Source organism: Polynucleobacter sp. MWH-UH19D, from assembly GCF_040409795.1.
GTDB lineage: Bacteria > Pseudomonadota > Gammaproteobacteria > Burkholderiales > Burkholderiaceae > Polynucleobacter.
Map to the genome: position 1 here is coordinate 758,913 of NZ_CP099571.1, position 12,752 is coordinate 771,664.

Genomic DNA, 12,752 nt, shown 5'->3' on the forward strand with positions numbered 1-12,752 from the left:
CTGATTGATATCCAAATCTAGCTTAAGCAAGACCTCCATGACGCAAGAGTGCATCAATACTTGGCTCGCGACCACGAAATGCTTTAAAGGACTCTGCAGCAGGGCGACTGCCACCCACCTCTAGAATTTCTTCGCGATAACGTGCGCCAGTGACGGGATCGAGAACAGAGCCCGTGAGTTTCGCAGCCTCTTCGAATGCGGAGTACGCATCAGCAGATAAAACTTCTGCCCATTTGTAGCTGTAATAACCCGCAGCATAGCCTCCTGCAAAGATGTGGCTGAATGTATTAATCCATCGCGAAATCTCTGGTTGCGCAATCACATTGAATTCTTCAGCGATTTCACGGGAGAGATCTAAGACTGCTTGACCTTCTGCATTTTTTGCATCAAAGCGTGAGTGCAGCCTCCAATCAGTCAATGACATCACGATCTGCCGTAAGGTCATCCAGCCATTTTGGAAATTCTTGGCAGCTAACATTTTGTCAAACAGCTCACGCGGTAAGGGCTTACCAGTTTCAATATGAGATGTCATCTTTTCCAAGACTTCCCATTCCCAGCAGAAGTTTTCCATAAACTGGCTTGGCAATTCAACGGCATCCCATTCCACGCCATTGATGCCAGATACCCCTAAGGCACTCACTTGAGTTAAGAGATGGTGTAAGCCATGACCACTTTCATGAAAGAGAGTGATGACATCATCATGGGTAATGGTGGGTTGACGTAGGACGCCATCAACCTTTACAGGCGGTGCAAAGTTGCAAACTAAATATGCAACCGGAATCTGAATTTCACCATTAGGTAATTCTCTACGACCGCGCGCATCATCCATCCAGGCGCCGCCACGCTTGCCATTACGAGCATAAGGATCTAAATAGAAATACGCACGCAATTTGCCGGATAAATCTTTTACGGCAAACGATTGCACATCCGCGTGCCAAGTTGGCAAGTTAGCCGACTCAATCTTGACGTTAAATAAAGTTTGAATGAGACCAAACAGTCCTTCCAATACCTTGGGTAGAGGAAAGTATTGCTTTAATTCATTTTCAGAAAAGGCATAACGAGATTGCTTCAAGCGCTCAGAAACAAATGCGATATCCCAAGGCTGAACGCCATCTGGTATGCCAAGTTCATTTTTGGCAAATGCGCAAAGTTCATCCCAGTCGCGTTTGGCAAATGGTTTGGATTTGATGGCAAAGTCGGTCAAGAAGCGATCAACCTCCTCAACGGTGTTGGCCATTTTGGGCGCAAGGCTCAGTGCAGCAAAATTGGCAAAACCCAACATGCGAGCTTCTTCATCGCGTAGACGTAGCTGCTCGAGCATATTTTGTGTGTTATCCCAATCTAATTTGCCCTTACCGTATTGAGGCGCCAGCTCAGAAGAGCGGGTGATGTATGCCTCATACATCAGGCGACGTAAAGCCCGATTTTCTGAATACTGCATGATTGGGTAATAAGATGGAAAGTGCAAAGTAAATGCCCAACCTTTTAAACCTTTTTGTTCAGCAGTATCGGCGGCGGCTGCCTTTACATCATCAGGTAGGCCGACTAATTCAGATTCATCGTTAATCAGATGAACAAAGTGATCGGTCGCATCTAAAACGTGATCTGAGAATGCTTTACCCAAAATTGCTTGTTCATCCTGAATTTGAGCAAAGCGGGGTTTATCCGCATCGCTTAACTCTGCACCACCAAGGCGAAAGTCTCTAAGGGAGTTCTCAATCACTTTTTTCTGTGCACGATTAAGCTTGGCAAACTCAGGGCTTTTGCTAAGTGCTTTGAACTTTTGATACAGTGCCAAATTTTGTCCAAGACTAGAGAAGAAGGCGGTTACCTCTGGCAGCATTGCGCCATAGGCTGCTCGAAGCTCGGGGGTATCCGCAACGCTGTTGAGATGTGAGATGACCCCCCATGATCTGCCAAGTGCTTCGGTAGCATCTTCCAATGGTTCGGCTAATTGATTCCAGGTGGCAGGCGTATCAGGGTCGGTTGCAAGATCAACGGCGGATTGAGCACGCTTCAATAAGAACTCAATCGCCGGGGTAATGTGTTCAGGTTTTACTTCGGAATACGAAGCAATTCCTCGGCCAAAGTTCAGCAGAGGATTGTTTTGTAATTCAGGGCTTAGTGCAGTTTGAGGGGATGATGTATTCATCCCTCTAGCTTAACGGATCTAAGGCTTTGCTGCTTTTTCTGCTGCTTCTAAAGTGTTCATTAAGAGCATAGTGATTGTCATGGGGCCGACACCACCGGGAACAGGGGTAATCCAACCTGCTCTATATTTAGCCGCATCGAAATCAACATCGCCACAGAGCTTACCATCTGGAAGGCGATTAATGCCAACGTCAATTACTACTGCGCCATTCTTAACCATGTCACCAGAAATCATTTTTGGTTTACCAGTGGCAACGACAAGAATATCGGCGTCTTGAGTGTGGTGAGCGAGATCGCGCGTTTTGCTATTGCAAATCGTAACGGTAGCGCCTGCCTGAAGTAATAGCATGGCCATTGGCTTGCCGACAATATTCGATGCGCCAACGATGACAGCGCGAGTCCCCCGAATAGGGTAGTCAATACTTTCTAAAATTTTCATGCAACCGTATGGTGTGCAAGGCTTAAATTCTGGTTGCCCCACCATGAGCGCGCCTGCATTAGCAACGTGAAAGCCGTCCACATCTTTTTCAGGTGCGATTGCTTCTAGTACGCGTTCAGCGGCAATATGCTCTGGCAGAGGCAGTTGTACCAAGATGCCATGAATAGCAGGGTCGGCATTGAGCGTTGCGATGCGCGCCAACAACTCTTGTTCGCCGAGATCGGCTGAATAGCGCTCAAGCACTGAATGAAAGCCCACATCTTCACAGGCTTTCACTTTATTGCGGACATAGACTTGGCTAGCAGGATTATCACCAACAACAATGACCGCTAGACCAGGGCGCACACCTTTGGCAGTGACAATGGCGCCGCGGGCAGCAATTTCAGTGCGAAGTTTTTTGGAGAGTGCGTTTCCGTCGAGTAGTTGGGCCGGCATTACGAGTCGAACTAAAAATTAATTGGGTTGTGGGTCAGAGAGCGCAAGACGCAATAGATCAGCTACGGTGTTGACGTTAAGCTTTTCCATAATGTTGGCGCGGTGGGCTTCAACTGTTTTGATAGAGATGCCAAGATCATCGGCAATCTGTTTATTCAAACGGCCAGCAACAATACGTTCTAGCACTTGACGCTCACGACCAGTCAGTTTACTGAGCAAGCTCTGAGTAATTTTGCGTTGGCTAGCTTGTGAATAGTCCACGCGTGCTTTTGCCAACATGCGATCAACAAGTCCACACAGATCGTTTTCTTTAAATGGTTTTTCAATGAAATCAACTGCACCTCGTTTCATTGTCGATACCGCCATGGAAACATCGCCATGACCAGTAATGAATGCAACAGGCATTGGTAGATTTTCGCTAATTAAGCGCTCTTGTAATTCAAGACCAGACATACCAGGCATACGCACATCAAGAATGGCGCAAGAGATGGTGGACTTATCAGTACTTTGCAGTGATTGCAAGAAACGTTCTGCACTCGCATGGCAGCGAACCACATAACCATTGCTCTCTAATAGCCATGTTAGAGAATCACGAACGGCTTCATCATCATCGACGACATAGACAACTTCAGCCTGGTTGGGTTTAGTGTTGGCGCTTAAGTTCATAACGGGTCTCACAAATAAATCAGTAGTACGGCAGTTATACATTTCCACTAGTATCGGGGGATTCTAGGGGTAGCAATATTGTAAAGGTGCAGCCGACAAGCTTGGTATGTTCGGCATCCATGGAATTAACGGCCCATAGTCGACCATGGTGGGACTCGATAATTGAACGGCAAATATTGAGCCCCATGCCCATTCCATCAGATTTTGTACTAAAAAAGGGCTCAAACATGCGTTGTGAGACCGATTCGGGAATTCCGGCGCCCCCGTCCTTGACCTGAATGCGCAGCATGGCTGGAAAAATACTGGTATCCAAATCAGCGCTAATCGAGACTGGTGGGGCCGACCAACGAGAAGAAAGGGGATAAGCCTCTCTGGAGCTATCTAAGCCATTTTTTAGAAGATTGACCAGAACTTGCAAGATCAGAACGGGGTCGACGTTGACCTCGGGAAGATCTTCGGCGATGCTTGAGTTGATCGTCAAGCGATGACGGTGTGCCTCAATTTCAACTAGTCCCACGGCATCATTAATGATTTCGTTGATAGCAATAAATTTGCGTTGCGGTTCACTGCGCTTTACAAATCCCCGAATTCGCTGAATGATCGTGCCAGCGCGATGTGCTTGCTCAGATGCTTTTTCTAGCGCGGGCAAAATCTCTTTATTGATGGTTGGATCAAGACTGCCCTCCAATCTCTTGGCGACGCCCATGCAATAGTTCGAGATTGCGGATAAAGGTTGATTGAGTTCGTGCGCTAGTGAAGAAGCCATTTCACCCATGGTGGTTAAACGACTGGTAAATTGCATGCGCTCTTCTTGCTGTCGTGCCAGATCCTCAGCTTCTTTACGCAAAGTAATGTCTGTTGCAATGAGAAGTTGTGCAAGATGTCCATCAACCCAGGGTATAAAGCGACGGCGCACTTCATACCATTTATTGCTGCCATCACTTAGTTGAACATCTTCAGACTCAGACTCTTGATAGAGGTATGAAGTAGGGATGCCATCACGTATGTAATCTTGTAGATCTTGCGCAATATTGTGCAAAGTATCAATGCGGTTCTCTTGATGCGCTAGTTGGAAGTGACCTTTAGAGTCGTTACCAAAGTTCTCGCGGTAGAAGCGATTCGCAAAGAGAAGTTCATCTGTTTCTAATGAGACAACAGAAACCGCAGCATCTAAACCTTCTAAAACGGTTGTAAAGCGCTCTTGCGAAGCTGCCAGCTCTTCTCGAATCTTTTTAGGCTCAGAGATGTCAATCAATGAGGTGACCCAACCTGTTTGTTTACCGCGCTCGTTAATGAGTGGGGCAATAAAAGTTCTCGTTTGAATTAAAGAGCCATCTTTTCTGAGAATGGCGCCTTCAATGCCTTTCTTTAAACCGCTGTTGATATCAGAATGAAGTGCTCGATTCATTTTATCGACCAGTTCGTCCCTGCGGCTATCAGGCCAGAAGGGGAATGGGGGCTCAAGCCCAATGAGTTCTTTGGCGTCCCATCCAGTCATTTCACAAAAAGCACGATTGACGTAGGTGATGCGCTTTTCCATATCGTGTGCACGAATACCTACAGGCGTAGAGTTTTCCATGGCACTACGAAAACTGGTTTCGGTGCGTAGATTTGCTTCCGCTTCTTGCCTCACTTGCATTTGTTTCAATACAGACCAGAGGCTCCAGATCACGAATGCAGAAAGACCAATCACTACACCAATCAGCATCCGAAATGTTAGATTGGTGGGAGGGGGGTAGGTGTCAATACGCAACACCATATTGGGGCTGAGCACCCCTATATCTAAACTGGTTTGATTACTAAACGCGCGTTTTGGAGTATTGCGATCAGAGGAGATAGCAAGCACTCTCTCGTTGTCGGTCATTAAGGTGAAGCGATAGTAGGCTTTCAGCTCTCCTGGAATGATTTCAAGTACGCCTTGAGCCGTATAGAGGGCAGCTAAAAAGCCAACCGTCTGGCCACCAATAATATTAGGTACGACTTGCCAAAACACTGTCCGCCTTTCTTTAGCTATGGGCTCTTCAGTTGGCGAGCTCAAGGTTATGAATGCGCTAAATGCGGCTCTGCTGGTTGCTTTGCTTAATTCAATTGTGCTTGCCAGATTCTCATTGGCAGTCTTGTCATCCTGGGTTCTGCTAATGAAATCAGATTTATTGTTCTTAACTGGTACCGACCAAATGGGTTTGCTTTCAGCATCTAGCCAAATAATTTTGACGATTTCATGATTATTCATAATCAAATCGTCAGCTTGATCACGAACTAACTGTCTTAATTTCGCATCCTCAGCGCTGGCAGCAATTTCTCGATTAATCGAGTTGAGCGTTTCTGTGTTGTTTGCAAAGCGCAATTGAATACGCTGTTTTGCAAAAGAAAGTTCTCGAAATAGAGCGGATTCTTGTTGATTTTTTTCTTGAAGATGTAACGTTCCTAAGATGACGCTCATCACCATGGTGAACAGCACAATAGCCAGTAAAGGGGTGTAAACCAGCTTTAGACCCCGTATTTTTCGGAGCCATAAAAAGGGCTTAACAAATAAGCTAATTAATGCCGATGATTTCATAGATATAAGCTCATTTTGCCTGATGAGGGGGTCTAATTATTCATTTTTGACCACCCAAGCCTATTATCTGTGCATCGCAACAAAATACCACATTATGAGAAATATTATCATTATGTGGAAAATTGCTTGTTAACACCCATATACCTTCCTAGAATGTTGCCTATAGAGTGAATGACTAAAAATGAATTAACTGAAGTAATCAAGTAACTAATGGAGACGAGTTATGGCTGCAGTTCCAGATCAAGTTTTAGGTAAACAAAATCCTCAGGATGCGGATCCTGTTGAGACTCAAGAATGGCTGCAGGCGCTCGATGGCGTAATTCATAACGAGGGACCAGAGCGTGCAGCTTATTTAATTGATCAGCAAATTTCTCACGCACGCGTCAATGGGGTAGATCAACCCTTTCATGCGGAAACTCCGTACATCAATACGATTCCAGTGGAGAATCAAGCTCGTTTGCCTGGCGATCAAAATGTAGAACATCGCATCCGTTCATATACGCGTTGGAACGCAATGGCAATGGTGTTGCGTGCCAATAAAGATACCAATGTTGGCGGCCATATTTCTTCATTTCAATCTGCGGCAACTTTATATGATGTGGGCTACAACCATTTTTGGCATGCACCATCAGCAGAGCATGGTGGCGACTTAATTTTTGTTCAGGGACATTCAGCACCAGGCGTTTATGCACGTGCCTATATGTTGGGTCGTTTAAGTGATGATCAACTCAATAACTTCCGCCAAGAAGTGGGTGGTAAAGGGATATCAAGTTATCCGCACCCTTGGTTAATGCCAGATTTTTGGCAGTTCCCAACCGTATCTATGGGTCTTGGACCCATTATGGCGATTTATCAAGCGCGTTTTATGAAGTACTTAAGAGATCGCGGCTTTATTCAGGAGCAAGGTCGCAAGGTATGGGCATTCCTCGGCGATGGTGAAACAGACGAGCCTGAATCTCTTGGTGCCATTGGTATGGCTGGACGTGAAAAGTTAGACAACCTTATTTTTGTCATTAACTGTAACTTGCAACGCTTGGATGGCCCGGTACGTGGTAACGGAAAAATTATTCAGGAGTTAGAGAGCGAGTTTCGTGGTGCAGGTTGGAATGTAATCAAGGTAGTGTGGGGCGGTCAGTGGGATGCGCTCTTTGCACGCGATAAGAAGGGTATCTTGATGCAACGTCTTGGCGAGATCGTTGACGGTCAGTACCAAACTATGAAGGCCAAAAATGGCGCCTATGTCCGTGAGACAGTATTTAATACTCCTGAACTCAAAGCTTTAGTAAGCGATTGGAGCGATGAGGAAATCTGGCAACTCAATCGTGGCGGACACGATCCTCACAAAGTGTATGCCGCCTTTCATGCAGCAGTAAATCACAAAGATCAACCCACAGTAATCTTGGCACATACTATTAAGGGTTACGGCATGGGCGGTTCTGGTGAGGCAATGAATATTGCGCACCAAGCGAAGAAGATGAATGATGACGACGTACGTCGTTTCAGAGATCGCTTCGAAATCCCAGTCAAAGATGAGGATCTGCCTGAAATGCCTTTAGTCAAATTTGCTGAAGGCAGTCCAGAGCTCGAGTACATGAAGGCGCGCCGCCAAGAGTTGGGTGGTTATCTACCGCAGCGCCGAGCCAAGGCGGAGAGCTTGCCTGTGCCAGCTTTGAATGCATTCGCTCCTTTGCTTGAAGCAACAACAGAAGGGCGCGAGATTTCAACGACGATGGCATTTGTGCGCATGCTCAATACGATTGTGCGTGATCAGACCATTGGCAAACGAGTAGTGCCGATTGTTCCAGACGAGTCACGTACCTTTGGTATGGAAGGCATGTTCCGTCAATTAGGTATTTGGAACCAATTAGGACAGCTCTACACACCAGAAGACCATGATCAATTGATGTTCTATAAAGAGGACAAGTCCGGCCAAATTTTGCAAGAAGGCATCAATGAAGCTGGTGGTATGTGTGATTGGATTGCCGCTGCTACGTCGTATTCAACACACGGTGTTCCGATGTTGCCGTTCTATATTTTCTATTCCATGTTTGGTTTCCAGCGGATTGGCGACTTAGCCTGGGCGGCAGGTGACATGCGTAGTCGCGGTTTCTTGCTTGGCGGTACGGCTGGTAGAACTACATTGAATGGCGAGGGACTACAACACGAAGATGGGCATAGTCATCTTTGGAGCGCTGCAGTGCCAAACTGCATTAGCTACGATCCAACCTTTGCTTTTGAATTAGCAGTAGTGATTCAGGATGGTATGCGTCGCATGCTAGAGGCTCAAGAGGATGTGTACTACTACGTCACGCTAATGAATGAAAACTACGCTCATCCAGCAATGCCCAAAGGTGTCGAAGGAGACATTATTAAGGGCATGTACAAATTGAAGTCTGTTGGTGACGATAAAGCGAAACTTCGTGTACAACTTTTAGGATCAGGCACCATCTTCCGTGAGGTAATTGAGGCTGCTGAGATACTGCAAAGAGATTGGGGTATCGCATCTGATTTATGGGGTTGCCCAAGCTTTACGGAGTTAGGCCGTGATTGGAATGCTGCACATCGCACCAATTTACTCAACCCAACTGTTACGCCAATGCTGTCCCATGTTGAGAAGTGTCTCAGAGATACGACGGGCCCAATTATTGCTGCTACAGATTATGTGCGCATGTTCGCTGAACAAATTCGTCCAGCAATTCAGCATATGGGTCGTCGCTATGAGGTGCTTGGTACCGATGGATTTGGTCGTTCAGATACTCGCGAGAAGCTACGTGACTTCTTTGAGGTAGATCGTCGCTGGGTTGTGATTACCGCATTGAGATCTTTGGTTGATTCTGGTCAGCTTGATCGTCAAAAACTGGCTGAGGCTATTAAGAAGTATGGCATCGACACTAACAAACCAAACCCGATGACGGTTTAAGGCGAGATCATTTCATGAGTCAAATAATCGAAATCAAAGTACCGGATATTGGTGACTATAAAGATGTGCCTGTCATCGAAGTTCTCGTAAAAGCGGGCGACAAGATTGATAAAGAACAATCAATTGTTGTTCTGGAATCCGATAAAGCGACTATGGATGTGCCTTCTTCACATGCGGGTGTTGTGAAGGAAGTCAAAGTCAAAGTGGGCGACACCCTATCAGAAGGTTCTGTCGTGATTACTTTGGAAGAGGGCGCCGCAGCAACCGCTCCTGCTGTAAGTGCAGTTAGTGCGCCTGCAGCTCCAGCCACTTCAGCTGCTCCAGTCAATTCAGGTGGTGCACCGATCGAAGTAAAAGTGCCAGATATTGGTGATTACAAAGATGTTCCTGTGATTGAAGTCTTAGTAAAAGCGGGCGACAAAGTAGAAAAAGAGCAATCGATTGTTGTTCTAGAGTCTGACAAAGCGACGATGGATGTGCCATCGTCTCATGCAGGTGTTGTGAAAGAGGTGAAGGTTAAGGTTGGTGATAATCTGTCTGAGGGCTCAGTGGTAGTTATTTTGGATGGTGTATCAAGCGGAGCCTCTGCTCCTGCTGTAGCAAGCCTAGCCGTATCTGCAGCTCCAGCAACTAAAGCGGTTGAGCCTCCGATTGCAAGAGCGCCAGCGCCTCCACCAATCAGTAATGCTCCTCCTGCAGCAGATGCTGCTGTTAGTCATGCAAGCCCTTCAGTTAGAAAGTTTGCTCGCGAACTTGGTGTCACGATTGGACAGGTCAAGGGATCTGGTCCTAAAGGTCGCATCACTCAAGAAGATGTACAAGCCTTTGTGAAGGCGGCAATGAGTGGTGGTGGCGCCGGCTCTTCATCTGCGGTGGCAAGTGGCGGTAGCTTGGGCGGTCTGAATTTGATTCCATGGCCTAAGGTGGATTTCACGAAGTTTGGTGAAATTGAACGTCAACCATTGAATCGCATTAAGAAACTTACTGCCGCAAATTTAGGCCGTAATTGGGTAATGATTCCTGCGGTAACGTATCACGAGGATGCTGACATTACTGATCTTGAAGCATTCCGCGTGCTGACCAACAAAGAGAATGAGAAAAAAGGCGTCAAGATTACGATGCTTGGATTCCTGATGAAAGCTGCTGTGGCAGCCTTGAAGAAGTATCCAGAATTTAATAGCTCCTTAGATGGTGATGATTTAATTCTGAAGAAATACTTCAATATTGGATTTGCTGCTGATACGCCAACTGGTCTCGTTGTTCCAGTCATTAAAGATGCGGATAAGAAAGGTATCTTTGAGTTGGCAAAAGAGACTTCTGAGTTAGCTGCATTGGCGCGTGAAGGAAAGTTAAAGCCAGATCAGATGCAAGGCGCCAGCTTTACGATCTCGTCTTTAGGTGGTATCGGCGGAACTTATTTCTCACCCATCGTGAACGCGCCTGAAGTAGCTATTTTAGGTGTTAGTAAAGCTGCCATGAAGCCTGTTTGGGATGGCAAACAATTTGTACCTCGCTTGATTTGCCCGCTATCTCTCTCTGCGGATCATCGCGTGATTGATGGCGCTCTTGCAACTCGATTTAATGTGTATATCGCTCAACTCTTAGCCGACTTCCGTCGTGCTTCGCTATAAGGGGGACTTATGGCTAAGCAAACAATTCTTGTGCCAGATATTGGTGATTACTCAGATGTGCCAGTCATCGAAGTATTGGTAAAGGTAGGCGACACAATTCAAAAAGAGCAGCCACTATTGGTTCTTGAGTCGGATAAAGCAACCATGGAAGTTCCAGCAGATGCTGCTGGAACTATTACGAGTATTGCCGTGAAGTTAGGCGATAAAGTGAGTAAGGGTTCTTTGATCGCTGAAATCGAAGCTAGTGCTGCGGCTGCTGCATCTCCTGCACCAGTAGCGCCTAAGCCAGCAACCCCAGCAATACCTCCAGCAGCTATCGCCCCAGCACCAAAAGCAGGGCAGTACAACGGTAAGGTTGATCACGAGTGCGAGATGTTGGTGCTTGGCGCAGGTCCAGGCGGTTATAGCGCTGCATTCCGAAGTGCTGACTTGGGAATGAACACGGTTTTAGTAGAGCGTTATGCAACCTTGGGTGGTGTGTGCTTAAACGTAGGTTGTATTCCATCAAAAGCATTGCTTCATACAACTGCCGTGATGGATGAAGTGAAATCAATGGCCAAGCATGGCATTACATTTGGCGCACCAAAAATTGAAATTGATCAATTACGCGGATATAAAGAATCTGTCATTGCAAAATTGACAGGTGGATTGGCTGGTATGGCTAAGGCGCGCAAGGTAAAGGTGGTGCGTGGTCTAGGTAAGTTTTTAGATGCCAATCACGTAGAAGTCGAATTAACCACTGGATCTGGTCAAGACTTAACAGGACAAAAAGAGGTCGTGCGGTTTCAGAAAGCAATCATCGCTGCTGGAAGTCAACCAGTGAAATTGCCGTTCTTGCCAGAAGATCCTCGTATCGTTGATAGCACAGGAGCTTTGTTGTTAAAGAACATTCCAAAAAGAATGTTGGTTATCGGCGGCGGCATTATTGGTTTGGAAATGGCTACGGTTTATAGCACGCTTGGTACACGCATTGATATTGCCGAGATGCTGGATGGGCTCATGGCCGGCGCTGATCGAGACCTAGAAAAAGTTTGGGAAAAGTTCAATGCAGGACGCTTTGAAAACATCATGCTTAAGACTCGTGCCGCAAAAGCCGAAGTAAAGCCTGATGGCATTCAAGTGACATTCGAGGGTGAGAATGTCCCCGCTCAAGCACAAACTTATGACTTGGTATTGGTTGCAGTAGGGCGTACTCCAAATGGTAAAAAAATTGCTGCCGATCAAGCGGGAGTTCAAGTGGATGAGCGCGGATTCATTCCAGTGGATCAGCAGATGCGCACCAACGTAGCAAATATTTTTGCGATTGGTGACTTAGTAGGGCAGCCGATGCTAGCTCACAAAGCTGTTCATGAGGGGCATGTTGCTGCTGAGGCTGCTGCAGGAGAAAAGTCTTACTTTGATGCCAAGCAAATTCCATCAGTTGCCTATACCGATCCAGAGGTTGCATGGGCGGGTCTTACTGAGGAGCAGTGCAAAGCCAAAGGTATTGCATATGAAAAAGGTTTATTCCCATGGGCGGCTAGCGGACGTGCGATTGCAAACGGTCGCGATGAGGGTTTCGCAAAACTGATTTTTGATGCCAATACCCATCGCATCATAGGTGGTGGAATTGTGGGTACGCATGCTGGAGATTTGATTGGTGAGGTATGCCTTGCTATTGAAATGGGTGCTGACGCTGTCGATATTGGCAAGACCATTCACCCGCATCCTACTCTAGGAGAATCTGTTGGCTTGGCTGCAGAAGCAGCGCATGGTCACTGTACAGACTTACCACCAGTAAAAAAGAAAACTGCCTAATGTAATCTAATGTGACCAGTTGTTGGCAAGATGAGGTTGTAGCAACAAAGAAAAAGCCCCAATGAGTGTATTCACAATCGGGGCTTTGTCTTTTTAATGCTGAATACTTAAAAACTGAATATTTAATACTTATTGCTTACTACTTGGTGCCGC

At 46.4% G+C, this 12,752-nt stretch carries 7 protein-coding genes; 3 read left to right on the forward strand and 4 right to left on the reverse strand.

Features of this window, described 5'->3' with window-relative positions; genetic code table 11:
- Positions 1 to 22: 22 nt before the first annotated feature.
- From NHB34_RS03880 to NHB34_RS03895, 4 genes are read right to left on the reverse strand one after another with little or no spacing between them, the layout of a single operon-like run.
- The gene (locus NHB34_RS03880) at positions 23 to 2,152 is read right to left on the reverse strand and encodes a M3 family metallopeptidase (protein ID WP_353428326.1); all 2,130 of its coding nucleotides are present in this window, start codon (positions 2,150 to 2,152) and stop codon (positions 23 to 25) included.
- Between the two features lie 18 nt (positions 2,153 to 2,170).
- Positions 2,171 to 3,025 carry a bifunctional methylenetetrahydrofolate dehydrogenase/methenyltetrahydrofolate cyclohydrolase FolD gene (gene folD, locus NHB34_RS03885; RefSeq protein WP_353428327.1) on the reverse strand — a complete coding sequence of 285 codons (855 nt, stop codon included), beginning with the start codon at positions 3,023 to 3,025 and terminating at the stop codon, positions 2,171 to 2,173.
- Positions 3,026 to 3,043: 18 nt separating this feature from the next.
- Positions 3,044 to 3,691 (reverse strand): response regulator transcription factor, encoded by a 648-nt coding sequence (locus NHB34_RS03890; RefSeq protein ID WP_353428328.1) that lies wholly within the window; start codon positions 3,689 to 3,691, stop codon positions 3,044 to 3,046.
- A gap of 34 nt (positions 3,692 to 3,725) precedes the next feature.
- Positions 3,726 to 6,251: a PAS domain S-box protein gene (locus NHB34_RS03895; protein WP_353428329.1), complete on the reverse strand. Its 2,526-nt coding sequence runs from the start codon at positions 6,249 to 6,251 to the stop codon at positions 3,726 to 3,728.
- 223 nt (positions 6,252 to 6,474) lie between these two features.
- Between NHB34_RS03895 and aceE the strand changes: the two genes are divergently transcribed.
- Genes aceE through lpdA form a run of 3 tightly spaced genes read left to right on the forward strand, consistent with a single transcriptional unit; the run spans position 6,475 to position 12,599 of the window.
- Positions 6,475 to 9,171 (forward strand): pyruvate dehydrogenase (acetyl-transferring), homodimeric type, encoded by a 2,697-nt coding sequence (aceE, locus tag NHB34_RS03900; RefSeq protein WP_353428330.1) that lies wholly within the window; start codon positions 6,475 to 6,477, stop codon positions 9,169 to 9,171.
- A 14-nt stretch (positions 9,172 to 9,185) separates the two neighbouring features.
- Positions 9,186 to 10,802: a dihydrolipoyllysine-residue acetyltransferase gene (gene aceF / locus NHB34_RS03905; protein WP_353428331.1), complete on the forward strand. Its 1,617-nt coding sequence runs from the start codon at positions 9,186 to 9,188 to the stop codon at positions 10,800 to 10,802.
- A 9-nt stretch (positions 10,803 to 10,811) separates the two neighbouring features.
- Positions 10,812 to 12,599, forward strand: coding sequence for a dihydrolipoyl dehydrogenase (gene lpdA, locus NHB34_RS03910; protein WP_353428332.1), 1,788 nt, complete (start codon positions 10,812 to 10,814; stop codon positions 12,597 to 12,599).
- Positions 12,600 to 12,752: the final 153 nt, after the last annotated feature.

What these genes read in the sequence shown, in the direction of transcription:
- NHB34_RS03880 (WP_353428326.1), bottom strand. Translation starts at nt 2,152, where the DNA reads ATGAATACATCATCCCCTCAAACTGCACTAAGCCCTGAATTACAAAAC.
- folD (WP_353428327.1), bottom strand. Translation starts at nt 3,025, where the DNA reads ATGCCGGCCCAACTACTCGACGGAAACGCACTCTCCAAAAAACTTCGC.
- NHB34_RS03890 (WP_353428328.1), bottom strand. Translation starts at nt 3,691, where the DNA reads ATGAACTTAAGCGCCAACACTAAACCCAACCAGGCTGAAGTTGTCTAT.
- NHB34_RS03895 (WP_353428329.1), bottom strand. Translation starts at nt 6,251, where the DNA reads ATGAAATCATCGGCATTAATTAGCTTATTTGTTAAGCCCTTTTTATGG.
- aceE (WP_353428330.1), top strand. Translation starts at nt 6,475, where the DNA reads ATGGCTGCAGTTCCAGATCAAGTTTTAGGTAAACAAAATCCTCAGGAT.
- aceF (WP_353428331.1), top strand. Translation starts at nt 9,186, where the DNA reads ATGAGTCAAATAATCGAAATCAAAGTACCGGATATTGGTGACTATAAA.
- lpdA (WP_353428332.1), top strand. Translation starts at nt 10,812, where the DNA reads ATGGCTAAGCAAACAATTCTTGTGCCAGATATTGGTGATTACTCAGAT.